General features: G+C 42.4%; 20 protein-coding genes and 5 tRNA genes. 13 read left to right on the forward strand and 12 right to left on the reverse strand.

Translation table 11 applies throughout. From position 1 onward, the window contains the following. Positions 1 to 6: 6 nt before the first annotated feature. From C8N29_RS08445 to C8N29_RS08470, 6 genes are all read left to right on the forward strand, one after another. Positions 7 to 1,086: an AI-2E family transporter gene (locus tag C8N29_RS08445; protein WP_107865628.1), complete on the forward strand. Its 1,080-nt coding sequence runs from the start codon at positions 7 to 9 to the stop codon at positions 1,084 to 1,086. A gap of 23 nt (positions 1,087 to 1,109) precedes the next feature. Further along, positions 1,110 to 1,838 (forward strand): DnaA regulatory inactivator Hda, encoded by a 729-nt coding sequence (gene hda, locus C8N29_RS08450; RefSeq protein WP_107865629.1) that lies wholly within the window; start codon positions 1,110 to 1,112, stop codon positions 1,836 to 1,838. Between the two features lie 229 nt (positions 1,839 to 2,067). Then, the gene (locus C8N29_RS08455; RefSeq protein WP_107865630.1) at positions 2,068 to 2,856 is read left to right on the forward strand and encodes a MerR family transcriptional regulator; all 789 of its coding nucleotides are present in this window, start codon (positions 2,068 to 2,070) and stop codon (positions 2,854 to 2,856) included. Between the two features lie 255 nt (positions 2,857 to 3,111). Then, positions 3,112 to 5,208 carry a CSLREA domain-containing protein gene (locus C8N29_RS08460; protein ID WP_107865631.1) on the forward strand — a complete coding sequence of 699 codons (2,097 nt, stop codon included), beginning with the start codon at positions 3,112 to 3,114 and terminating at the stop codon, positions 5,206 to 5,208. 11 nt (positions 5,209 to 5,219) lie between these two features. Continuing rightward, positions 5,220 to 7,367 (forward strand): CSLREA domain-containing protein, encoded by a 2,148-nt coding sequence (locus tag C8N29_RS08465; protein ID WP_170106934.1) that lies wholly within the window; start codon positions 5,220 to 5,222, stop codon positions 7,365 to 7,367. Further along, positions 7,360 to 7,989, forward strand: a complete 630-nt coding sequence (locus tag C8N29_RS08470) for a DUF2057 domain-containing protein (RefSeq protein ID WP_107865633.1) — start codon at positions 7,360 to 7,362, stop codon at positions 7,987 to 7,989. Before C8N29_RS08465 ends, C8N29_RS08470 begins: the two co-directional genes overlap by 8 nt. 10 nt (positions 7,990 to 7,999) lie before the next feature. Here the strand turns inward: C8N29_RS08470 and creC are convergent, their stop codons facing one another. From creC to C8N29_RS08490, 4 genes are all read right to left on the reverse strand, one after another. After that, on the reverse strand, positions 8,000 to 9,430 hold the full coding sequence (creC, locus tag C8N29_RS08475; protein ID WP_107865634.1) for a two-component system sensor histidine kinase CreC: 1,431 nt from the start codon (positions 9,428 to 9,430) through the stop codon (positions 8,000 to 8,002). Between the two features lie 15 nt (positions 9,431 to 9,445). Further along, on the reverse strand, positions 9,446 to 10,135 hold the full coding sequence (creB, locus tag C8N29_RS08480; protein WP_239987018.1) for a two-component system response regulator CreB: 690 nt from the start codon (positions 10,133 to 10,135) through the stop codon (positions 9,446 to 9,448). 104 nt (positions 10,136 to 10,239) lie between these two features. After that, positions 10,240 to 11,460, reverse strand: coding sequence for an argininosuccinate synthase (locus tag C8N29_RS08485; RefSeq protein ID WP_107865758.1), 1,221 nt, complete (start codon positions 11,458 to 11,460; stop codon positions 10,240 to 10,242). A gap of 162 nt (positions 11,461 to 11,622) precedes the next feature. After that, positions 11,623 to 12,972 carry a GGDEF domain-containing protein gene (locus C8N29_RS08490; RefSeq protein WP_107865636.1) on the reverse strand — a complete coding sequence of 450 codons (1,350 nt, stop codon included), beginning with the start codon at positions 12,970 to 12,972 and terminating at the stop codon, positions 11,623 to 11,625. A 215-nt stretch (positions 12,973 to 13,187) separates the two neighbouring features. On the opposite strand from C8N29_RS08490, the gene pyrC reads away from it, so the two are divergent. Both pyrC and rnt read left to right on the forward strand, forming a co-directional pair. Then, positions 13,188 to 14,222, forward strand: a complete 1,035-nt coding sequence (gene pyrC / locus C8N29_RS08495) for a dihydroorotase (RefSeq protein WP_107865637.1) — start codon at positions 13,188 to 13,190, stop codon at positions 14,220 to 14,222. Continuing rightward, positions 14,207 to 14,857, forward strand: a complete 651-nt coding sequence (rnt, locus tag C8N29_RS08500; protein WP_107865638.1) for a ribonuclease T — start codon at positions 14,207 to 14,209, stop codon at positions 14,855 to 14,857. The genes pyrC and rnt overlap by 16 nt, the downstream gene beginning before the upstream one ends. Before the next feature lie 81 nt (positions 14,858 to 14,938). Here the strand turns inward: rnt and C8N29_RS08505 are convergent, their stop codons facing one another. From C8N29_RS08505 to nadA, 5 genes are all read right to left on the reverse strand, one after another. Beyond that, entirely contained in the window at positions 14,939 to 15,142 is a 204-nt protein-coding gene (locus C8N29_RS08505) for a PA3496 family putative envelope integrity protein (RefSeq protein ID WP_107865639.1), read from the reverse strand. Between the two features lie 280 nt (positions 15,143 to 15,422). After that, a tRNA-His gene (locus tag C8N29_RS08510) sits at positions 15,423 to 15,498 on the reverse strand. A 30-nt stretch (positions 15,499 to 15,528) separates the two neighbouring features. Then, a tRNA-Arg gene (locus tag C8N29_RS08515) sits at positions 15,529 to 15,605 on the reverse strand. Positions 15,606 to 15,623: 18 nt separating this feature from the next. Next, a tRNA-Pro gene (locus C8N29_RS08520) sits at positions 15,624 to 15,700 on the reverse strand. Between the two features lie 114 nt (positions 15,701 to 15,814). Next, on the reverse strand, positions 15,815 to 16,870 hold the full coding sequence (gene nadA / locus C8N29_RS08525; RefSeq protein ID WP_107865640.1) for a quinolinate synthase NadA: 1,056 nt from the start codon (positions 16,868 to 16,870) through the stop codon (positions 15,815 to 15,817). Positions 16,871 to 17,345: 475 nt separating this feature from the next. Between nadA and putA the strand changes: the two genes are divergently transcribed. The 4 genes from putA (at position 17,346) to C8N29_RS08545 (ending at position 21,433) form a co-directional block, all read left to right on the forward strand. Further along, the gene (gene putA / locus C8N29_RS08530) at positions 17,346 to 20,438 is read left to right on the forward strand and encodes a bifunctional proline dehydrogenase/L-glutamate gamma-semialdehyde dehydrogenase PutA (RefSeq protein WP_170106935.1); all 3,093 of its coding nucleotides are present in this window, start codon (positions 17,346 to 17,348) and stop codon (positions 20,436 to 20,438) included. Between the two features lie 113 nt (positions 20,439 to 20,551). Then, positions 20,552 to 20,627 (forward strand) — tRNA-Ala (locus C8N29_RS08535). 26 nt (positions 20,628 to 20,653) lie between these two features. Beyond that, positions 20,654 to 20,729, forward strand: a tRNA-Glu gene (locus C8N29_RS08540). Positions 20,730 to 20,995: 266 nt separating this feature from the next. Next, positions 20,996 to 21,433: an HIT domain-containing protein gene (locus tag C8N29_RS08545; RefSeq protein WP_107865642.1), complete on the forward strand. Its 438-nt coding sequence runs from the start codon at positions 20,996 to 20,998 to the stop codon at positions 21,431 to 21,433. Positions 21,434 to 21,517: 84 nt separating this feature from the next. Here the strand turns inward: C8N29_RS08545 and C8N29_RS08550 are convergent, their stop codons facing one another. The 3 genes from C8N29_RS08550 to C8N29_RS16745 form a co-directional block, all read right to left on the reverse strand. Continuing rightward, positions 21,518 to 22,213, reverse strand: a complete 696-nt coding sequence (locus C8N29_RS08550) for a response regulator (protein WP_107865643.1) — start codon at positions 22,211 to 22,213, stop codon at positions 21,518 to 21,520. A gap of 18 nt (positions 22,214 to 22,231) precedes the next feature. Next, on the reverse strand, positions 22,232 to 23,692 hold the full coding sequence (locus tag C8N29_RS08555; protein ID WP_107865644.1) for an ATP-binding protein: 1,461 nt from the start codon (positions 23,690 to 23,692) through the stop codon (positions 22,232 to 22,234). 71 nt (positions 23,693 to 23,763) lie between these two features. Then, entirely contained in the window at positions 23,764 to 23,910 is a 147-nt protein-coding gene (locus tag C8N29_RS16745) for a hypothetical protein (RefSeq protein WP_170106936.1), read from the reverse strand. A gap of 72 nt (positions 23,911 to 23,982) precedes the next feature. Here C8N29_RS16745 and C8N29_RS16670 point away from each other — a divergent pair, with 72 nt between their 5' ends. After that, positions 23,983 to 24,165 carry a hypothetical protein gene (locus tag C8N29_RS16670; protein ID WP_146164440.1) on the forward strand — a complete coding sequence of 61 codons (183 nt, stop codon included), beginning with the start codon at positions 23,983 to 23,985 and terminating at the stop codon, positions 24,163 to 24,165. Positions 24,166 to 24,186: the final 21 nt, after the last annotated feature.

Here is a 24,186-nt window from a genome sequence, read left to right on the forward strand (position 1 = left end):
AAATACATGAACACGTTGCTAAATCGCTGGCCTATTTGGTTAAGTGCAGGCGTGATTGTTTGGTTACTATATGCCTTACAATCCATTTTAATGCCCTTTTTTGCGGGGGCACTACTCGCTTATTTGTGCAATCCACTGGTCAATCGTCTGACCCAATTCGGCTTCAAACGTACAACCGCTGTCACCAGTGTCTTTAGTGTCTTGTTATTGAGTGTGGTTGCTGTTTTAGTTTTTTTACTGCCTGTGTTATGGCGACAATTTATTTACTTAGAAACACGATTACCGATTTTATTACGTTGGATTAATCGTCAAGGCATTCCGTGGCTAGAAAAAACCTTCAAAATAGATTTAGACCGTCTAGATATGGATTTAATTAGCTCGTGGCTGACCTCTTATTGGCAAGAGGCTGGCACTGCCGCTAGTCATGTGATGACCCGCGTCATGCAATCCAGTTTAGATATCATGAGTTTGTTAGGTCTAATTTCTCTCGTCCCTGTCGTCACGTTTTATTTATTACTTGATTGGGACAAACTGATTAACAATATTCGAGAGTTAATCCCACGCCATCTTGAACCTCAAATCAGCCAACTGAGTCACGAATGTAATGAGGTTTTATCTGCCTTCTTACGTGGTCAACTCATTGTGATGTTATTGCTCGGTCTCATTTATGCGATTGGCTTACAATTAATTGGCCTCAAACTCGGCATTATTATTGGTTTATTAGCGGGGTTGGCCAGTATTATCCCTTACTTTGGTTTTATCGTTGGTATTATCAGTGCCTCTATTGCTGCCATGTTTCAAACAGGTCTCAAACTTGACCCGCTCATCAATGTCTGGATTGTTTTTGCCGTAGGTCAAATTTTGGAGGGTTGGGTTTTACAGCCTTATTTGATTGGCGATAAAATTGGACTCCCTCCTGTAGGCGTTATTTTTGCGGTCATGGCAGGTGGACAACTCTTTGGTTTTATTGGAATGTTGCTTGCATTACCCGTTGCAGCGATTATTATGGTGTTATTACATCATGCCCATCAACGTTATCGCCAAAGTGAGTTTTATCAACGACAAGAGCCAAACTCCTTAGAATAGATAAAACGCCTTGTGATAAACCAATGGGAAAGGAACAAACATTGATTGAGCATTTGCGTTCTAAACAGCTACTTCTCAACCTAGGGCCTCGCTTAGATGCACGACTAAGTGATTTTTCAGGGCCAAGCTGGGCAGAGATTATTTCTGCCATTGAACAACTGTTCGCAGGCACTATTCAACGCTGCTTTATTTACGGTGAGCCGAATACAGGTAAAACCCATTTATTAGCGGCGGCTTGTCAAGCCTATAGCGAACGTCAGCACAGTACGCTGTTACTCTCTTTACGCGAATTAACACGTAGTCATCAGCCTGATGCACTGCAATATCTCGAACATCACGACTTAATCACGCTTGACGACATAGAAATCATCGTGGATTTACGCGAATGGCAGGAAGCGCTTTTTCATTTGTTAAATCGCGCACAGCAAAACGATACTCGCCTAATACTGGCAGCGCGTGCTTCTCCTTCTCAGCTAGGTTTAGTGATTCCTGACCTCATTTCACGTTTACAACAAGCCGCTTGTTATCGTATTCCCAATGGCGATAACGATGCCGACCGTCAAGCCGTTTTGCAAGCTGCTTTAGGTCGACGGAATCTGGCACTTGACCCCGAAATCATTAAGTATTTACTTATCAAAGGGCCACGCTACATTGGTTTGTTACTCAAACACTTAACATATTTAGAAGAAAGTTCTATTCGACAACGCAAACGTCTCACCCTGAACTTTGTTAAACAACTCACCGAAAAATAACTGAGGCCTGTGACAGGATTGTACGCATATTCGCCGTATGAATAACAACTATACTCAAATACATCTTTTGTTATACCATGACTGACCTGATACCAGAGCTGGACGTTTGTGAACATCCACCTCTAAAACTAAAATAAGATATTGAAACAATGCCCATAGCTTGTATTACAATACGCCTAAATTTTAGGAAAGCGGCTCATAAGGCCTCATCACGAGACATAAAATCAACATGACTGATACCAATGTATCCACTTCTGCGACCGAATACTCTATTGATGAACTGGCGCGTGTTGCAGGAACCACTGTCCGTAATGTGCGGGCCTATCAAGATCGTGGTATCTTACCGCCTCCCGAAAGACGAGGACGTAATGGCATTTACACGAATGCGCATTTAGCACGCTTGCGTATGATAGGACAACTGTTAGCCCGTGGTTATAGCATTGCAAACATTGGCGAACTCGTCGTCGCTTGGGAGCAAGGCCAAGACCTCAGCCAACTCTTGGGGCTAGAATCCGCAATTACCAGTCCGTGGTCTGATGAAACACCTACCTACCATGATGCGATGGAGCTACTGTCACTATTTGGTGCCAAAATCACCCAAGAAGAAATCTTAAAAGCGGCTAACTTGGGGGTTATTCAATTTACGGGTGATGGCTCACGTTTTATGGTACCCAGCCCACGTTTATTAAATGTAGGCATACAACTGGTCTCTTTGGGGCTACCTTTAGGTGAATTATTACGTATTATTGAAGGTGTGCGTGGCAATGTAGAACGCGTTGCTAATATGTTTGTCGAAGTGATTGCACAAATTATTGATACCTATGGCAAAGAAAATATGCCACCTCGGGAAGAAACTGCCCATTTAGCCGATTTGATTTGGAAAATGCGACCACTCGCTGATATTGCAGTGGACGCAGAAGTGGCACGTGCGATGGAAAAAGCGATTGGCAAGTATTTTGGCGAACGGCTCGAAGCCATTATGGAACATCTTAAACACAAAGATACCGCAAATAACTGAGTGCCTACCCCGCTAGTATGACATGGGTCACTAGCCACTAGCGACCCTATCATGGTAAAGTGGCATGCCTAATTTGTTTACAGCAACACACAAGAATAACTGATAAGTTTGTATTACAATACAGATTGTTAAGGTCTATGTTCTTCATCTTTCTAGTTGATGGGACTGGAGCAAACCACAGCGCTCGCCTAAACACCCATAATTATGTATGTGTAAACACAACAAAAAATAACAAGCCAACTGGAGACTCTCCCAATGTCTGTTTCTCAGAGCCGCCTACTGCCCTTTATTTTATTGTCTAGCCTCTCTGTCACTACATGGGCTGACGGTGTCATTGTCAACACGGTGACGGATGAAGATGCGGTAGAAAACAGTTCGTGCTCATTACGGGAAGCTATACATTATATACAACAAAAAAATATTGTCCTTGCTATCGTCAATAATGACATCAATGCCAATAATGCAGAAATAAATAAACTACTTTCCGAAAATAAAGGCTTTGAAGACCAAATCTATACAATTACACTTAAACCTGAAAGTGAACGTACAGCCGCAGAAAAGGCCTTACTCCTCCAATTGGAAGAAGAAATTGTCATCAACAAAGAGCTTATAACGAGTTTACGCAAAGAAATCACAACGATAGAAACAGAAATGCAAGCGTATCGTGATGAAGGTATTGATGGCTTTGGCTGTAAAAGTACCGACAGCTCGTCTACAGACACTATTACTCTATCTTTAGAAAATAGCACTTATATTTTACTAAAACCGATTACTATTAAAAATAGTGTTATTATTCAAAGTCCTTCTCTTTTAGAAGGTGATATTGTTACACCACTCAGTAAAACTGCAAACCGTATTAGTATTAAAGGTACAGTTAACGAACGCTTATTCAATATTGATGATGGAGTTCCTAGCGATCACGATAATGACCCTAGAACTGCGGAGCGTCGGATACGTGTAGAATTCAAGAATATTGACTTTCTTGGTAATAATGATGCAAGCAAAAGCCCAGCAAATGGTGGGCTTTTTTATAATAGAGATGAGCTCGTAATTACGCAATCGGTCATTACTAACAGCTTGGTTTCTGGTTTTGGTGGCGCTGTTTATAATACAAAAAAATCTGCTTTTAGTGCGATACAAACTGTATTTAAAAATAATCAAGCATCTGATGGAGCGGCAATTTATTCAGAAGAAAATAACATAGATATACATCGTAGCTTATTTACAGAAAATAAAGCAACGAATGTTATCAGTATTGCATCTGCAACAGTAACTGTCAGTAAAAACTCAACAATTCCTATTATTCAGAATACAACTTTCTCCAATAATGATGGAACTGCTTTATCAACTTATGCTGGCCTTACGCTTAATAACTTAACTGTAGTATTAAATAAAGGCGGTATAAACTATAATAATACAGCTCCAAGTTTGTTTAACTCAATTATTGCTGGAAATACAACTGACTGTATAAATTTTGGTATAGGTACGGATAGTAATAAAGCATATTTTTCTAACAATATTTATCAAACCGGCTGTGATAGCTCTGTCATAAGCAGCCAATATAATAACAGAAAAATTACTGGTACAGGCATCGAAACTCTTATTGCAGATAGTAATAATGACGGGATATGTGATACCCCTCCATCTGTTGGCTTATTATGTCCATTAAATTATTATGGAGGACTCTCAGAAAGTCATAAACCTCGTTTATTAGCCGACTATACTACCATTAGTGAATCTCCTATTGTAAACAAAGGTTATATCCCTGTATTTGGTTATATTGGTTATGGTTGCAGTAGTGGCGACCAACGTGATAAAGGACGCTCTACTTTATTGGATAGTCCATGTGACTTAGGTGCAGTTGAATTACAAGATGGTAATAGTGGTGCAAGTACACAAACACCACGTCAGGGACAAGATATTTTCTTTGGTCAAAAAGCTATTTTTGATATTACCGAAAAACTTGGTGATGCCGAGGTATGGCCTGCAGCCTATTGCTCACGACTTTACCAAGATACCTATGCCCCGTATGTTGATGGTTGTGTTCGTTTAACAGACTCGACGATTCTCAAAAAGGGACGTGTCAGCTTTGAAACAGACGGCAAACATACATTGACTTATATGGCTTTAATCGATAATTTCCATGGTTTTGAAGACTTCCAATATCACGTCACAAATACTATTTCTCGATTTAATGATGCAAAAACCAAAAGTACAGCAATGACTGTCAACGTCCGTGTTGTCTCTAACCCATCTTCTACTGTGACTTCTAAATCTTTAGACACAGGCGCATTTTCTTTCATAACGTTAATGATGCTAGGTTTATCTATACTATGGCGTCGTTCACGTTGAGGACAATAATAATGAAAACACTAAAATATCTTGCTTTATTGCCCTTATTATTGGCTGTACAAGCCGAGGCAGCCATTAGAATTCCTGTGACTACGGTTGTTGATGAGTTTGGAGAAAATACTGCTAATTGTTCATTAAGAGAAGCCGTACATGCTATTAATACCTTAAAGGCATTTGGTGGTTGTCGTGCTGGTGACCGTTATTTAACTAATATTATTAGTTTAGAAAAAGGTACATACCTATTAACTAAGGGAGAGCTTGTTATCGAACGGAGTCTTTCCGTAGAAGGTATAAACCCTATAGATAAAGAGACTTATGACTCTATTAACCCAGATAAAGCAAAACGGATTTTACCTCAAACCGAAATTACCACTAATGGTGGACACCGACTCTTTAATAGCGCTAAAAGTGGTGCGGCTATTTCTTTGTATAATTTAATTCTGAGTAAAGGCGAAGCCTCATTAGGTGGCGCTGTATTCGCTGGTGGACAAGTTTTATTTAATAATTCGATTGCTAAACAAAATAAAGCAACAGAGGCTGGCGGCGTTTTTTATTTAGAAGGTAACCTTTCTTCTATATCAATGAACAGTAGTACCATAGAAAATAATATCTCCCCCCGAGGGGCTATGGTAAGCATGTCTTGTGCGAACGATTTAGGAGCTGCCACACATAATCTAAATATAACTCGCTCTAGTATTATCAATAATGGAAGTATCGATAGTAAAAATATTATCGATGGTTGTGGTGCTTTAGCTGTTAATATGAGTTTAAGTACGGTAGGTCAAAATACTGGCAAGGTGGAAGGGGGCATTTTAGACCTCAGCAATGCTGGATTTGGCACTGTGCTAACTATCGACCACTCTACCCTAGTCAAAAACAATACTGCCCCCGTTATTGCTTATCAAAAAATATCAACGATTAGTATTAGTAACACAGCCATTGCATTTAATAATGGTTTAGGATGTATAGAGCGTAGTGGTAGCAATAAACTCAACTTTATTGGGACATTTAATACATTTGAGAATGTACTAACAACCTGCCCACAACTACAAACAACCTTAAGCGCAGCTAATACCAATAACCTTGATAATGTCACAGACGATATTTTCGAACAAGAATTTACACCTTTAGGATATTATGGCGGCATGACACAGACTTATCTGCCTAAATTAACTTCTAAATACATTTTAGATAAAGCCCCTACAGAGTGTACTCAACGTATCGATCAACGTGATAGCAATACGTCTTTTGCGGTCAATATTAAATGTGATATTGGTTCTGTTGAGCGCCGAATTGCAACTGCGATTTATGACAAAAATCTTACGTTCACTAACGAAAAAAGTTTAGACCGCATTATAGAGTTAAATGTCCTTGAAAATGACATCCCAAGTGAAACTGATAACCCAGAGGATACTATTGAAAATGCACGGGGAGCCATTAGAAAGTTGAGTAATGGTCAATATGATGTTGAAATCATCAGCGGTAATGAATATTGTAGTTTTAAGCATCGGAATGATACCGAAGAGACTAAAAACTTATATCCCTTACTGAAGATTGATACCAAAGGTGTTACGCAAGATATTGGACAAGAACAAAAATGTGTCTATCGCTTTACGGACACCATAAATAAGATATCTACTGAAGGTGAGCTAAATTTCCGCATTGTTAATCGTACACCGAATGCCATGAATGACTCTTATCTACTCGAAGCAGGTCGTTCTAATCTAGCACTAAATATTACTGCTAATGACAATGACGATAATGATGGAATATATGGCAAACTTTGTACTGATGGCGATGTCCGTTGTAATAATGGTTTATATATTCGGATTGTGACTGAGCCCAAAAATGGCCGTATTGTTGCCGAAAAGTCAGGTATTTGTCCTAACAGAAAAACAGAAGAGTTGACCTGCTTGGGTGGAAAACTGACCTATTATCCCAATAATACGTTAGCACCATTTGATGATAGCTTCACATACATTGTTTATGATATCGATAAAAGCTCTTCAAACGATGCTACAGTAACGATAGTCAGTCAGCAACGTCTACAAGAGCAGACCACAGGTAGTGTAGCTGGCTCTGGCTCTGTCACTCTGTTGTCATTATTTTCTGTCACCCTATTAGGTTTATATCGTCGTTTTAGGAAAGTGAATGTCTAATCCATTATTAAACATCTTAATCTTAACAAGTCAATTGTTAGGGGTTGCAAATTTCGTGTACGGTGCTGATACCCCCCCTTTGAGTGTCAGTAGCAAAGCAACACTAGATGTACCCGATATGATTCAAGTACTGAGTATAGACGGACAAGAACAAAGTAGCTTTTTTGGCACGCGGGCGATGAAGCTGTCATTAGATGCGGGCGAGCATGTGATTAGTGTACGTTATAATCAACTATTTCAACTCGGTTCAGATGACCACGATATCGTCAAATCTAAACCGATGGTTTTGCGTTTCACAGCTCAGGCCAATGGTCAATATCAACTGATTACAACACCACCTAAGCGTTATGACGCTGCCAAAGAGTTTGCTAAACAACCCGATATCAAACTGATTGATAAAGTCTCTGGTACTAGCCAACATGCGATACTAATTAAGTCTTATGCTGAGGCTTCCCTCGTCGATAGTATTGGCAAAGCCTTTCAAGGTGAAAATGACTCACCGACTACCAGTGCTTCGAATAGCTCAGCCAACTTACAATTACTGCAAGACATTTGGCAACGAGCCAGTGCTGCCGAGCGTCAGGCGTTTGCTGCATGGTTAGCGGCGCAAGCGAGCAAATAAACAGCGCAGCCTAGCGTGTTGCTACTTTAGGCGGGTGACTAAATGTCAATACGACCCTCACCCCCTCTTCTATATTAGTCACGCTCACTTGCCCTTGATGTTGTTGCATCACTTCGTTGACCAATGTCAGCCCTAAACCTGTACTTTTTTGTTGGCTATCGGGTCTAGCTAAAGAATAAAAGCGGTCAAAAATATGTGCTAAAGCATAATCGGGAACGGGCGTGCCTTTATTTTCAATGACTAACATCAATCCATTTTCTTGAGCTTGTGTATAAATATTCAATGCGCCGTGTACTGGGCTAAAATCTAACGCATTATCAATAATATTGGTGATGGCCTGCTCTAACCAAAATTGCTCTGCATAAATCATGGTATGACTGGCAATATTGAGCGTAACGCTTAGTTTTTTGGTACTGATGCGCGCTTGTTGATGGTCTAAAATGTGTTGCATGACACTCAATAAGTCAACGTGTTGTCTTTCTAAAGGTGCGCGCTGTTCTAAACGCGCTAATACCAATAAGCGGTCTACCAGTTGTTGTAGTTTTTGTGTTTGTTGACTAATAGTTCTACTAAAACGCTGTCTATCTTTGCTTGCTAATTCTTCTTGCAATAACTCGGCACACGCCTTTATGGAGGTTAACGGACTTTTTAGTTCATGGGTCAGTGTGTGTACATAGCGCTCGATATAGTGTTTTCCTTCTAAATCGGTTCGTAATTGGTCAATCGCTGCGACCAAGCTATTCAGTTCTTTAGCCGCCCAAAACTCTAAAGATTGATGGGGACGCGTAACCTGACGTGCATATTGCGCTACCTTATAAATACCTTGTCTTAACCACCATGCGACTAAAGCACTTAATATCAACGCTAATAAGACCACCAATAAGCCACGTTGAAGCATTTCTTGTTGGGCTTGTTCTATAAAGGGCTGTAGGCTTTGGCTTTCTTTAGACAAGGTTAATACGCCCACCAATCGGCCTTGATAGATGATAGGTGCGGCCACATACATGGTAGAACTTGCCTCGTTGTTGGGTTCGAGGCGTGTGGTTCTTGCACCATAACGACCTGACAATGTACGTCTGACATCATTCCAACGCGAAAAATCTTGGCCAACCGCTTTACCTAACGAGTCGTACAATACCACTCCTTGGGCATCGGTAATATACAGGTGTTCTGTAATGTGTTGTTTTTGATACTGCCAAATTTGTGCAGCGAGCTGACGTTGCCAAACCGACTGCATTTGCTGCCGAAATTCAGCAGTACTGACTTGAGCAATGTCTTTGGCTAGCAAAGTTGCCATAATATTGGCATTATCGGCAAGCGTATCTTCAATCGCTTGTTTGACACTGGGCTTAATTTGTTCTTGTAATAAGTTAATGGTGAAATACGCTCCCAACATTAAAACAACGGCAAAGGCGAGCCAAATACGCAGAAAAATAGACACCCGTTTATCCTTATCTTATTTTTTTATCAAGCTATAACCCACACCACGATGCGTGACAATCACGTCTTCATCATGAATCATTTTTAATTTATGGCGTAATGCTTTAATGTGGGTATCAATCGTGCGTTCTAAACTGTGGTCTGGATATTCCCACGCCGCTTGCATCAATTGTTGTCGGCTTAATACTCGCTCAGGTTGGCGAATTAACACTTCCAATAAACGGTATTCATAACGGGTTAAATTAAGTGCTTGACCATAGTAATGTATTTGCATCTTTTCGGGTTGATACAACCAAACCTGCGGCGTGCTATTTGATACTATCGGGGGTGTGATGACTTTTTCAGCGACTCGCCGCCAAATGACACGAATACGGGAAATCAACTCACGCGGACTAAAAGGTTTAGCACAATAATCATCAGCACCAATTTCTAAACCAATAATACGCTCTACTTCTTCATTACGCGCCGTCAAAAATAATAAGGGCGTATTATAATGCTGGCGAATCTGCCGACAAACGTCGAAACCATTCCCATCAGGCAAACCCACATCTAAAATAATAAAGTCAATCTCATGCTGCGCCAATAAAGGCATCACGTGAGATGCTAACGGACTCCACACTACCTGCCAACCTTCTCGCTCTAAGGTATAAATTAAGGGTTGTGCAATGGCTTCATCGTCTTCAACTAATAAAATATGCTTAAACACAACAAAAAATTCCCCCAAAAAAAACGGTATTTACCCTTCGGCAAATACCGTCTTCATCTACCTTAAGCGCAATTCTACTAGAGAGAATTGTGTTAAAGGCGATATTACAATAACTTACGGCCTTTGCCTGCGGCAATCCGTAAACGTAGACCGTTTAAGCGAATAAAACCTTCGGCATCTTTTTGGTTGTATGCCCCACGGTCATCTTCAAAGGTCGCAATGTTGGCATCAAAAATAGAGTCATCCGATTTGCGGCCAGCAATATAGACATTACCTTTGTAGAGTTTAACGCGAACAACACCGTTTACATAACGCTGAGAATCGTCAATCATGGTTTGCAACATTTGACGCTCAGGACTCCACCAGTAACCGTTATACACTAAGCTGGCATAACGTGGCATTAATTCATCTTTCAGATGTGCGACTTCACGGTCTAAGGTAATCGATTCAATGGCACGGTGAGCCTTCATCATAATCGTGCCACCGGGTGTCTCATAACAACCGCGTGACTTCATCCCCACATAACGATTTTCGACTAAATCTAAACGACCAATACCGTGTTTACCACCTAAAGCATTTAATTGCGTTAATACTTGGGCTGGTGTCATTTCTGTGCCGTTAATCGCAACAATATCGCCACCACGATAGGTTAATTCAACATATTCTGGTTGGTCAGGTGCTTTTTCTGGGCTAACTGTCCAACGCCAAATGTCTTCTTCTGGCTCCCAATAGGGGTCTTCTAAACCACCGCCTTCATAAGAAATATGCAATAAGTTTGCATCCATAGAATAAGGTGATTTTTTACCTGCTTTGTTAAAGTCGATGGGAATATGATGTTTGGCCGCATAATTCATTAATGTTTCACGGCTAGTTAAATCCCATTCACGCCACGGCGCAATCACACGAATATTAGGTGTTAACGCATAAGCCCCCAATTCAAAACGTACTTGGTCATTCCCTTTACCTGTTGCGCCATGAGAAATCGCATCTGCGCCTTGCTCTTGGGCAATTTCAACCAAACGTTTCGCAATTAATGGACGGGCAATCGATGTACCCAATAAATACTCGCCTTCGTAAATGGCATTCGCGCGAAACATGGGGAAGACGAAATCACGAACAAATTCTTCGCGTAAATCTTCGATATAAATATCTTTGACACCCATAGCTTGTGCTTTGGCGCGTGCAGGCTCTACTTCTTCACCTTGGCCAATATCAGCAGTAAAGGTAACGACTTCGCACTGATAATTTTCTTGTAACCATTTGACAATCACGGAGGTATCTAAACCACCTGAATACGCTAAAACAACTTTTTTAATATCGGCCATCATGCAATACTCTTAATCTCAATGTGGCAGTAGCCACGCGAATGTGGATATTCACTGAGTTATCCCGCTAAAAACGGCACATATTCTACGCGACATTGCACGCAGACGGTGATGATTTTCACGCAACATGCCAGTACAAACGCCCTATTGTCTATTATTTAATCAAATCCCTTTGTTTTCTTTTAGACCATCTGTATTTATCTCTTTACGGACAGGCATGACGTCAGGCACAGGGAAAATACGAATACGATGGCGCCCTGCTTTTTTAGCGGCATACACGCCTTCATCTGCTTGGTCAATCAACGTGGTAATACTGTTATTGTCGTTTGGTATCACACAAGATAATCCAATGCTCACCGAAACATATTTACCCGCTTTTGAACTTTTGTGGGGAATCGCCAACGCATCAATCGCCGCCTGTACCTCTTGCGCAAGTACGTAAGCACCGTCAATATCGGTTTTGGGTAACAACAATACAAATTCTTCGCCACCATACCGAGCCGCTAAGTCGGCAGGACGTTTAGCCATTTTTTTTAAGGTACGTCCAACGCGGCTCAAGGTTTTATCGCCTTCTAAATGGCCGTAGGTATCGTTATAAGGCTTAAAATGGTCAACATCTATAAACATCAAGGAAACAGGATACTGTTCGCGTTCGGCTATTGCCCATTCCCGCGCTAAAGTTTCATTAAAATGTCGACGATTGGCTAATCCTGTTAAGCCATCTTCCTGAGAAATACGCGCCATTTCTTGACTCAGTTGATTCAGTTGTTGTTTCTCGATATCAATGAGTCTCGCTTGTAGAAAAGCACGACGGTCACGCTGGTCTATCATAAAGGCAATCACAAAACCAATCACATTCGATAAGCCCGTATATTGGGCATATTGACCAAAATCCACGGGCAAATGAAAAGTGGTAATGACCGCTAATGCCAAAAACGAGGCAAAAATGCCAATCAGTGATGCCACAACTAAACGCAAACTGGCTAAACTGTACACCAGCATGTAAATAAAAATGACCAAATAACTGGCTTGTTGATTGATATAGGGACTGTGAAAAGCCGACGACGCGACAATCATGCCACATAACCCTAAAAATGAAGCCGTCCCCATGTAGTAAGAATAATAACGGTCGAGTTTAGGGTTATAAACCAAAGCCCCTATTGCAGCAAATACTCCCCCGCCCATTAAATAAATAGCTAACCAAATCATCATCTCCTGCTGCAAATAGGCAGGATTAGCCACATAATGTACTTGTTGATAGGTAATCAAACCAATAAACAAATAAAATAGAATGGTTGTCCAACGGTTAGCTTGCATGACAGAAATTGCGCGTTGGATGACTAACTGGCGATAGTCTTTTTCCATATTATGTGGCAATGCACCGCGTAAACGTCCATTATCATTTAATAACTCAATAATTGCCGTGCGCTCTTGGGCGAGAGGTTCTTGACTCAATGCCGCAATCGGATGTGGCAGACTGGTTGCAGGCGCAGTATTGTCACCAACTTGCATAAAGTTCTCTTAATTTTTACTGAGTGCTAGACTTTGTTGCACGTGCTGTACGCGCAGCTTGAGCCTAGACTGTGTGTTATTGTTATCGTGTTTTAGCTGCCAAGTGGCTTAGATGCAAAACATCAACAGACTCTAAAGTCTGCTTCTAAAAATAGCCTAGTTCGAGTAGCATTTCACCTGTATTTTTATCTTAATTTATAGAGTGTTTTTGCCGCATGACTACCCATTTAACAATCACTCGTCCAGATGACTGGCATATCCACCTACGTGATGGTATCGCGTTACAAAGTACCGTACCCGATGTTGCACGTTATTTTGGCCGTTCCATTTGTATGCCCAATCTAGTACCGCCTGTCAAAACAACGGATGAGGCTGTTGCTTACTATGAGCGTATTATTGCTGCACGCCCCAGTGCATCCCTCTTTGAACCCTTGATGGTATTATATTTAACCGACCAAACCGATGCCAACGAGATTGCTAAAGCCAAAGCCTCTGGCAAAGTTCAAGCGGTCAAGCTCTATCCCGCAGGCGCAACGACTAACTCCCATGCAGGGGTCACTTCATTAGAAAACGTATATGGCGTACTTGAACAATTAGCCGCACATGATATGCCCTTATTGGTACATGGGGAAGTCACACATGCCGACATTGATATTTTTGACCGCGAAAAAGTCTTTATCGATACCATTTTAATGCCATTGACACAACGCTTTCCTAACTTAAAAATCGTACTTGAACACATTACCACCGCCGATGCCGTACAATTCGTGCAAGGTGCTGCTGCCCATATTGGCGCGACTATTACCGCTCATCACTTATTGTTTAATCGCAATCACATGCTAGTTGGGGGTATTCGTCCACACTACTATTGTTTGCCCATCTTAAAACGACAAACACATCAACAGGCCTTATTAGCGGCGGCAACCTCAGGTAACCCTAAATTCTTTTTGGGAACAGACAGTGCGCCGCATGCGATTCATGCCAAAGAAGCTGCCTGTGGCTGCGCAGGGTCTTATACGGCTCATGCGGCTATCGAACTGTATGCCGAAGCCTTCGAGCAAATGAATGCGCTAGACAAACTAGAAGGTTTTGCCAGTTTTTATGGAGCAGACTTTTATGGTTTAGCTCGAAATAACGACACGATTACCTTAGTAAAAGAAGAGTGGCAAGTGCCTAATAACTATGATTTTGGCCAAAGTGTTGTTGTTCCCATTCGGGCAGGTGGTACTATCGGATGGCGAGTACTTTAATGGACGGCAAACCTCCAATTGCAGCCCGTTTTCGTGGCTTTTATCCCGTGATTATTGATGTCGAAACGGGAGGCTTTAATGCCGCTACAGACGGTCTATTAGAAATTGCTGCCGTTCCCCTCACGATGGAAGATGGCATACTCAAGCCTTTAGCTGCACTTCATGCACATATCGAACCCTTTGCGGGGGCTGTGTTAAATCCAGAAGCACTCAAGTTTACAGGCATTGACCCGTTTAATCCTTTACGCGGTGCTCAAGAAGAAAAAAATGCGCTCAAAGAGATGTTTGCCGAACTCAAACGGCTACAACGTCTCGCACAATGCAATCGATGTATTCTGGTTGGGCATAACGCGAACTTTGATTTGCAATTCTTAAAAGCTGCCGTAGAACGGACAAATCTCAAAAATGCCAATCCATTTCACCCTTTTTCGGTCTTTGATACCGTTAGCTTGGCAGGTCTGATGTTTGGACAAACGGTATTAGCGAAAGCCTGTTTTAGTGCAGGCCTTAACTTTCAAAATGCCGAAGCGCATTCAGCCTTATACGATGCCCAAAAAACGGCTGAGTTATTTTGCTTAATCGTTAATCGATGGCAAACAATGGGTGGTTTGCAAGATAGTGTCAACGTAGATTAAGGTCTGCTGATTTTTGGCCGTCGTTTACACGCAAAATAGTAACAGCCTCTAAATAAAAAGCCCGTCACTACGGGCTTTTTACTACTCATCATCATCTAAGTCGTAATCATAATCTTTGATTTTACGCTGTAAACGACGCTCTTCAAGGATGTCATCAATCACACGACGCTTCGTTAACGAATTTTTTACATTGTTACTTTTGCTAACATCATCGTTATCAAAATCACCTGCATCATCGTCAAACGCATCGTCTAACTCAAAGTCATCTGATTTGCCACTAGACATAGTCACCTCTATATATATCAGAAACTAGGTATTGCTATTCGCTTTGGGTATTTGACAAGCAGACTTGTTTTCACCCTGCGTCATAGCTTGTGCCACATCATCTCTGTATGAGAGTCCCATTTAGGAATTGTCTGATACACTCATACACTAGCATCAACACTAGTCCTACGCAGACCTAGAATAGTCAAGGAGCGGCTATATACTAAAAGAGTATAGAAAAGTAAATAGAAATCTCAAAATTTACGATAAGTGGTTAAATTAGAAGATAATATTTTGGAATTGGGGTGATCGATGGGGCTCGAACCCACGACAACCGGAATCACAATCCGGGGCTCTACCAACTGAGCTACGACCACCATTGAGGAGTTTTTATCTAACTGGACACATGGCGCGCCCGGCAGGATTCGAACCTGCGACCCTCGGCTTAGAAGGCCGATGCTCTATCCAACTGAGCTACGAGCGCGAGGTTCTTTATGTAAGTTGGTCGGGACGGTAGGATTTGAACCTACGACCCTCTGCTCCCAAAACAGATGCGCTACCAGACTGCGCTACGCCCCGACTTACTGCAAGAGACCGTTTTTGATGTTGTCTCAAGCGAGGGCTGCATGATATGCATAACAGGCAGCCTCGTCAACTTTTTTTTGCATTTGAGACAATCAACTGCCTATTTTCTCAGCGTTTACTGTTTGCAAAATCCAACATGCGCTGTAATGGAATCAATGCTTTAGGAATTAAACTTGGCTCAACAAAGACTTCCTGACTGCCTGTTTCTAAGACATGTGCCAAGTTTTCTAGTTCATTCATCGCCATCCACGGACAATGGGCACATGAGCGGCACGTTGCACCGTTACCTGCGGTTGGTGCTTCGATAAATTCCTTATGTGGGCTGGCATGCTTCATCTTATAAAAAATACCCCTATCAGTCGCCACAATAAACCGTGGGTTTGGCAAGGTTTGAGAAGCCTTAATTAATTGTGAGGTTGAGCCAACGGCATCTGCAATTGCAACCACCGACTCAGGTGACTCAGGATGTACCAACACCCCCGCGTCAGGGTACACTTGTTTTAAGTCCAAAACCCCACGTGCTTTGAATTCTTCATGAACAATACAAGCACCATCCCACAATAGCATGTCTGCACCTGTGACTTTTTGTACATAATTGCCTAAGTGTTTATCGGGCGCCCAGATGATTTTTTTCCCCTGAGCCGCCAAGTGCTCAGCGACATCAACTGCGATACTGGAGGTCACTACCCAATCTGCACGTGCTTTCACTGCCGCAGAGGTATTGGCATAGACCACGACCGTGTATTCAGGATGCGCATCACAGAAAGCACTGAACTCATCAACAGGACAGCCTAAATCCAACGAGCAGGTTGCTTCTAGGGTAGGCATTAAAATGCGTTTTTCTGGATTCAAAATCTTAGCGGTTTCCCCCATAAACTTAACCCCCGCCACGACCAGCGTCTTGGCAGTCTGTTTATTGCCAAAACGCGCCATTTCTAAGGAGTCAGAGACACAGCCTCCCGTTTCTTCAGCCAGTGCTTGCAAGTCATCACTGGTATAATAATGTGCAACTAATACCGCATCTTTTTCTATCAATAGCCGTTTAATTTTGGCAATCAACTCTGCTTTGCGCTCAGGCGTGATAGCCACTTCTGTCGGCTGATGCAAATGGTCTAAATGTTGCTTCACTAAGGCTTTTGCCGCATTGTCAATCAGATTATTCATGCAAACTCGCTAATGTCAGTTCAATGATGCCGTCATACTGTCTAATGCTGGTCAGTTAAGAAAAACTGGCACTTAAAAACTGCTCTTCGACCCTTCGGCTGGCTCAGGGCTGGCCAAGCTCAGGGCGCATTTTTGCGTTGACTGAGCGGAGTCGAAGTCAGCAAAAATGGCTTAACTGACTGGCATTACGTCATACTGTCTCTGTCGCTGGTCTTAACCTCAAGGCGCATGAGCCTTGTGATGGTCTAAAAAACGGTGCGCGATAAGACCGTCTATTTTACGCTGTGTCGTCCAATTTTGATATTTTTTTCCTAGTAATATCAAATGCACAAACGACTTATCTGTATCCACAACCACATAGATGGCGATATTTTGGCTTGCATTAGCCAAAGTTCCGTCTTAACTAAATAGAAAAATAGGCCACGCTATGGCCAGCAATTTGACACGTATATGTTCATTGTTAGGAAGACACCTTATGCTCCCCTTACATGACCTGCCCGAATTTGCTTATGACTTTCAATCATTACGTGATAGTTATCTTGCCGATGAGGCGCTGCTTGTCTCAGCTATTTATGGGAATGCAGGACTTAATACAGCGCAACGAGCACGAGTCAATCTCCTTGCTAATCAATTGATTAACCACGCACGTGATGGCCATCACCCTCTCTTTAACGAGTTTTTGCAACAATACCGTTTAGACAGTAAAGAGGGTCGAATTTTATTAACCTTAGCTGAAGCCTTATTACGTATTCCAGATAGTGTTAATCGTAATGCGTTAATCCATAGCTTGTTGCCCACAGCCGATTGGTCTTTAGATGAAGATAACTCGGGTATGACCTTGGTATGGGCCAATAAAGCACTGAATTTAGCGCGTCGGTTTATACAAGAAGAAAACTTTCCTGACGCATGGCATCAGCTTTTATTAAAATTAGGTGATAGCGTCATTCGCCCCGCTTTAAGTACAGGTATTCATTTAATTGCTAAACAATTTGTGATGGCAGAGACCATTCCCGAAGCATTGGCCTTACGTCAACCTGATTTTCGTTACTCGTTTGATTGTTTAGGCGAAGCCGCACAAACAGATGCCGATGCAAAACAGTATTGGCAACAATACCAATCCGCCTTGGAGTATTTGGCCACCCACCAACGTACTGATACATTAATTCATCGTGACAGTATTTCGATTAAATTATCGGCTTTGCATCCCCGTTATGAAGCCAAAAACTGGGCTGAGCTTCAACAACAATTAGTACCACAACTACTCAAACTCGTACAGTTTGCCGCAGAGGCTGGCATTCCTATTACCTTTGATGCAGAAGAAAGTGAGCGTTTAGAGCTAAGTCTGGCCTTATATGCGGATATTGTGCAACGACCTGAGTTTAAGCATTATCACGGCTTAGGCATTGCTGTTCAGGCTTATCAGAAACGTGCTCCTGCGGTGATTGACTGGTTAATCAAACTGAGCCATCAAACAGGCCAACGTTTAGCTATTCGTTTAGTCAAAGGCGCTTATTGGGATTATGAAATCAAACGTAGCCAACAATTAGGCCTCAGCGACTATCCTGTATTTACCCGTAAATTGCATACCGATATTTGCTATTTGCATTGTGCACGCCAATTACTCAAACACAGTACCCATATTTGGCCACAGTTTGCGACTCACAATGCGCACACCTTAGCTTGGCTAGACATTGTGGCTCAAGACCTTGACCGCGACTACGAAGTTCAACACCTTGTTGGCATGGGTGATAACATTCATCAGGCTTTTGGGGAGGCTTGTCATCGACCAACACGCATATACGCCCCCATAGGCCGATTTGATACCTTACTGCCTTATTTAGTACGTCGATTACTCGAAAATGGCAGTTCGCAATCTTTTGTCAATCAACTAGCAAATCATCATATAACCAGTGAACAGTTAACTAAAGACCCCGTCACACGTTTAGCAGAAGGTAAAATTGCACCACACCCTAAGCTAGCTAAACCCTCTGATTTATTTTTACCACGCCCAAGCAGTGTTGGTATCAGCCCAGCAGACATGAATGGATTAGCGGAACTAAGAGAACAGCTCATTCGCTTTCATCATCAAACATGGACTGCGGGTCAATATCCCTCAACAGGACATTTATTGGGCGAAACCAGACATAGCCCTGTTGATAAACACCGTATATTGGGAACGGTGCATGCGCATAGCGCACATGATGTCGATAATGCGTATGTCGTAGCGGAAAAAGCCTTTCAGCACTGGCGATGCTATCCTGTGACTAGCCGTGCTGATTGTTTGCGTATGATGGCGGAACAACTCCAACAGTACCAAGCTGAGCTACTGTATTTATTGATGATGGAGGCTGGCAAAATACTAGAAGATGCGTTAGGCGAATGGCGAGAAGCGATTGATTTGTGCTATTTCTATGCTCAAGAAGCCGAACGACTACAACAAACTCATCAACTACCTCATATCAGTGGCGAAGCGAACTATCTACAGTTAATGCCACGCGGTATTTTTGCTTGTATTAGTCCGTGGAACTTTCCATTAGCTATTTTTATCGGTCAAATCGCGGCTGCCTTAGTCACGGGTAATGCAGTGATTGCTAAGCCTGCACATCAGACACCGTTTATTGCTCAACGCTGTGTTGAATTATGGCAGCACAGTGGCCTACCACAAGGCCTATTACAACTGCTGTTTGGGAGCAGCCAAGAACTCTCTGCACCGTTATTACAACATCCCTTACTCGCAGGGGTTGTGTTTACAGGTTCTACGCACAGTGCACAGGCCATTAATCAGGCACTTGCCCATCGACAAGCTGCCATCTTACCCTTGATTGCAGAAACAGGTGGCATCAACGCCATGATTGCCGATAGCTCGGCGCTGGTGGAGCAAGTCATTCAAGACGCCGTTAACTCGGCGTTTAACAGTGCAGGGCAACGCTGTTCGGCACTACGCGTACTCTGGCTACAAAAAGAAATAGCCGACCACGTATTAAAAGGGATAGAAGGCGTACTCAACACATGGCGTATAGGCCATAGTTGTCGATTTCGCCACGATATGAGTGCAGTGATTGATGCTCAGAGTCAGGCACATTTACAACATTATTGCCAACACTTAATGTCTGTTGCTCATCGTCACTTCAAAGCGACACTCAGTCCTGCCTGTGTAAAGGGCTATTATGTTGCGCCACAGGTGTTTGTTATTGACCGTGAACACCTTCCCTATCAAGAGGTATTTGGCCCGATTCTGCATGTCGTGACATGGAAGCAAAACGAATTAGCCGAGGTCGTGCAACACATCAATAGAACGGGTTATGGCTTAACCCTTGCGATGCACAGTCGTATTAGCGCACATTTAGATTATGTACAACGACATATCAAAGTGGGTAATTTTTATATTAACCGTCATCAAATTGGTGCGCAGGTAGGATGTCAGCCCTTTGGCGGTGAAGGCTTGTCTGGCACAGGATTTAAGGCAGGCGGCAGTCACTACTTGTTACGCTTTTGTCACGAACGGGTGGTCAGCGATAATCTGACTGCGATTGGCGCAAATAATGACCTATTACAACTAGATGACTGAAAAGATAGCAAAATGCGCTTATAAAACAAGCAAACGCATTGTTTTTTTGCATCTAGCATTTGACAATTATGACATGGATAAATATTATGTGCGCCTCACGATGTGATGCATTCGGGGCTATAGCTCAGCTGGGAGAGCGCTACAATGGCATTGTAGAGGTCAGCGGTTCGATCCCGCTTAGCTCCACCAAATCCACATCCTGAACGAACCAGTAGGTCCCCATCGTCTAGAGGCCTAGGACATCGCCCTTTCACGGCGGTAACCGGGGTTCGAATCCCCGTGGGGACGCCAAATTCTGAAAACCCGCTGTTAGCGGGTTTTTTTTTAGGCCATTCATATGCGTTTAGTGTTTATTTAACGACACGTTACGCTATGATGTGCCAACTATTTGATGAGCTGCTGATTTTTGGGTGTGATTACCTAGTATCATTCAAGGTTTAGCAGTATATAGCGTATGGATTATTGCGGTGACGCATACATCTTGTTCCGTATGGCAAGACACATGATAATTCACTACCGCCACACCTAAAGACGATAAAAATTTATTGGGAACAGTTATGTTTACACTGCATCCACGTTTAGCCGAAGACACCCTACCCTTAGGTGACTTTCCGTTAAGTACTTGTCGCCTGATGAACGACATGCATTATCCTTGGTTGGTATTGGTTCCTCGTGTACCTAATATTCGTGAAGTTTATGAGCTTTCCGTACGCGACCAACACCAATTATTACGCGAATCGTCATGGGTCAGCGAACAACTCGCTAAATACTTCCGTGCCGAAAAAATGAATGTTGCAACGATTGGTAACTTAGTACCACAACTACATGTCCATCATGTTGTCCGTTATGCTAATGATGCCGCATGGCCACAACCTGTGTGGGGTAAACACCCTGCGATGCCTTATACTGCGGAGAATCTCGCTTTTATGCGTGAAACCTTAATGTTGGCGTTTCGTGGCCGTGATGGTATTCCTTTTGAGTGGACACTCTCCTAAACACGCACTTACGCACTAGCATGATATCTTCTATGATAGATATCTTTTAGTGCGTATTTAGTCTTTCGATTGGTTGCCACTACCTTACTCTGTCGCTAGACGATAACCCAAACCAGGCTCGTTTAATAAATAACGCGGCTGCGTGGGGTCTCTCTCTAACTTACGACGCAATTGACGCATATAAATACGTAAATAATGGCCATCTTCTTCATGATGCGGCCCCCACACCTCACGTAATAACTGCCTGTGCGTCACAATTTTACCCGTTTCTCTAACCAATACCGTTAATAAACGCCATTCGACAGGCGTAATATGTACCGTCTTTTCTCGTAAATAGGCTTCACACAATTGCGTATTAATCGATAAGTCCTCGTGCTGGTAGCTATAGATAGCGTCTTGAGTGTGAGCGGGCGAAAGCCGTCGTACCACCGAACGCATACGCGCCAACAATTCACTGACGCCAAAAGGCTTTGTTAAATAATCATCTGCGCCTGCATCGAGAGCCTTGACCTTTTGCTCCTCTTTGTCTCGTGCAGAAATGACAATCAAGGCCGCCTGATTTACTTTCTTTAACATGGGGATTAATTGTGTTCCGTCTAAATCGGGTAATCCCAAATCTAATAACACGATATCCAGTTTAGAATCTCTGGCTACCTGAAATGCCGCATCGGCATTATTAACGGCAGTCACCAAATATCCCTGCTGACTTAACATGGTACGTAGCGTAATACGAATATGGTCGTCATCTTCTACTAATAAAATTTGCCATGCATTGTTCATAATTGCATCCCTTGATTACTATCGATATAGAATGGATTCATCATCCGTTTCTATCACGGGTGTATGATGTGATATAGGCAAACTGAGAATGACGGTTGTGCCCTGCTGTGGCTTAGACTGAATCTCTAAACTGCCCTGATGGGCTTGAGCGATGGTTTTACAAATACTTAACCCCAAACCAAAGCCTGTTTTTTGATAGTTCACACGGTAAAAAGGCTGACAGATTTTTTTTAACTCATCGTCACTCATTCCACAGCCTTGGTCGCTAACTGTCACCATAAGGCGTTGAGATTGTAAAAAAGCATGGATACTAATTTCACTGTAGTCAGGCGAATATTTACTGGCATTATCGAGTAAATTCACTAATACGCGCTCTATTAATGTCCTATCGCATTGTATTAATGGCAAATCATCGGGCACACTGACGCGCAGATGCTGTGTTTTTAGGCGTCTTTTAACCGTCACTAAGGCATTAGCCACTAACTCCTCTAAGGCCTGCCACTCTTTTTTAATCAGATACTCGCCACTCTGCAAACGTGCCATTTCTAATAAATTTTCTACCATGTTTTGCATGTGCAGAGACTCTTCATAAATGGCTTGGGATAAACACATGCGGGCTTCTGCCGACATACCTTGCTGCAATAAACTTGAAGATGCCCCAATGATGGTTGCTAAGGGAGTGCGTAAATCATGAGAAATGGCATTTAAAATGGTATTACGTAAGGTCTCTTGCTCTATTTTTAATGAGGAGATATGTATTTTTTCTTGCAAGTTATTACGCTCAATCGTCAAAATCATTTGATAAACAATGGTTTGCAAGTGCTCGACTTGCTCCTTGCTGGCAATATGCTGGCTTTGACTAGCAAACGTCAATAAACCATAAAACTGATGGTCGACATAAATCGGAATCAACACATGGCTTTCTTCTCCTTGCTGAGAACGAAAAACTTTTGCGGCATTTTTTTCGGTTAAAATCCCGTATTGTGCTTGTGTTTGTAAGGCCTGTGCCGAACTGAGCAGTTCGGCTTTGGCTTGAAAAATCGTCGTAATATGTTCTAAGGTCACTTGTACAACCTGATGGTTGTCTAAACTATCTGCCAATGAAGCGGCTAATTGATATAAGGACGAGCTACGTAATTCACGCTGTTTAGACTCATGCAATTTTTGTCTTAAACGGGTGGCCAAGGTACTAATTGTCGCTGCTGTCACCAACATACCGACTAAGGTAAACACATATTCTGCGGGTTTACGTGTAAACTCCATATAAGGTGGCAGGTTTAAGTAATCAAACACAAAGACACTGCATAAACTAATAAAAATAGCCGCACCCAAACTGACAAAAAATGCCGTAATCACGACAGCAATCATATAAACCATGACTAAGCTACTTGGGTCAATAAAAGGCTGTACTGCGACTGACAGCAACAAAGCAGACAGCATAATGAGCAACGTAATCAAATGGTTATATTTTTTTAACATGATTGAGCCTATGACGATTCAATATAAGAGTAACAAAGTTTTGTATCAGGTCATCATGCGGCGTTGAATTTTTACTGACTCTTTACTTGAGCATCGACCATAAAATCTTGATGATGCTGAGGGACGGGTTGTGCCAATAGACTGGTATCTACTGATACCGACAAGGGTAATTTTTTCATCCATACTAGGGAGTTTACTTGGTCATGACAATACACCATGTTTTTTACTCCTTATGCCTCTGCTGTGCGTTTTCTCTCTCCGCTTGCCATTCAACAGTAAAGGCTCCGCCTATGGCAAATGCCGTTGGCACAACTCCCATTACTTCTCCAACAGAAGCACCCGACGCCGTTGTTATGACCCGTATTATGTTATATTCACCTGAGCCAATGGCAGCCGAAGAACCTCCTAAGGTATCTAAGGCACTTATGCAACCGAAAAAAAAGCAAAAAAAGACTAAGAAATCAAAACCCTAGGCACTAGGGTAAAATTAAATA

The sequence above is a fragment of the Agitococcus lubricus genome (assembly GCF_003051055.1).
GTDB classification, from domain to species: domain Bacteria; phylum Pseudomonadota; class Gammaproteobacteria; order Pseudomonadales; family Moraxellaceae; genus Agitococcus; species Agitococcus lubricus.

Bases quoted from the DNA above. Each gene is read 5' to 3' on its own strand.
- C8N29_RS08445 (WP_107865628.1), top strand. From the start codon at position 7: ATGAACACGTTGCTAAATCGCTGGCCTATTTGGTTAAGTGCAGGCGTG.
- hda (WP_107865629.1), top strand. From the start codon at position 1,110: ATGGGAAAGGAACAAACATTGATTGAGCATTTGCGTTCTAAACAGCTA.
- C8N29_RS08455 (WP_107865630.1), top strand. From the start codon at position 2,068: ATGACTGATACCAATGTATCCACTTCTGCGACCGAATACTCTATTGAT.
- C8N29_RS08460 (WP_107865631.1), top strand. From the start codon at position 3,112: ATGTCTGTTTCTCAGAGCCGCCTACTGCCCTTTATTTTATTGTCTAGC.
- C8N29_RS08465 (WP_170106934.1), top strand. From the start codon at position 5,220: ATGAAAACACTAAAATATCTTGCTTTATTGCCCTTATTATTGGCTGTA.
- C8N29_RS08470 (WP_107865633.1), top strand. From the start codon at position 7,360: ATGTCTAATCCATTATTAAACATCTTAATCTTAACAAGTCAATTGTTA.
- C8N29_RS08485 (WP_107865758.1), bottom strand. From the start codon at position 11,460: ATGGCCGATATTAAAAAAGTTGTTTTAGCGTATTCAGGTGGTTTAGAT.
- C8N29_RS08490 (WP_107865636.1), bottom strand. From the start codon at position 12,972: ATGCAAGTTGGTGACAATACTGCGCCTGCAACCAGTCTGCCACATCCG.
- pyrC (WP_107865637.1), top strand. From the start codon at position 13,188: ATGACTACCCATTTAACAATCACTCGTCCAGATGACTGGCATATCCAC.
- rnt (WP_107865638.1), top strand. From the start codon at position 14,207: ATGGCGAGTACTTTAATGGACGGCAAACCTCCAATTGCAGCCCGTTTT.
- C8N29_RS08505 (WP_107865639.1), bottom strand. From the start codon at position 15,142: ATGTCTAGTGGCAAATCAGATGACTTTGAGTTAGACGATGCGTTTGAC.
- nadA (WP_107865640.1), bottom strand. From the start codon at position 16,870: ATGAATAATCTGATTGACAATGCGGCAAAAGCCTTAGTGAAGCAACAT.
- putA (WP_170106935.1), top strand. From the start codon at position 17,346: ATGCTCCCCTTACATGACCTGCCCGAATTTGCTTATGACTTTCAATCA.
- C8N29_RS08545 (WP_107865642.1), top strand. From the start codon at position 20,996: ATGTTTACACTGCATCCACGTTTAGCCGAAGACACCCTACCCTTAGGT.
- C8N29_RS08550 (WP_107865643.1), bottom strand. From the start codon at position 22,213: ATGAACAATGCATGGCAAATTTTATTAGTAGAAGATGACGACCATATT.
- C8N29_RS08555 (WP_107865644.1), bottom strand. From the start codon at position 23,692: ATGTTAAAAAAATATAACCATTTGATTACGTTGCTCATTATGCTGTCT.
- C8N29_RS16745 (WP_170106936.1), bottom strand. From the start codon at position 23,910: ATGGTGTATTGTCATGACCAAGTAAACTCCCTAGTATGGATGAAAAAA.
- C8N29_RS16670 (WP_146164440.1), top strand. From the start codon at position 23,983: ATGGCAAATGCCGTTGGCACAACTCCCATTACTTCTCCAACAGAAGCA.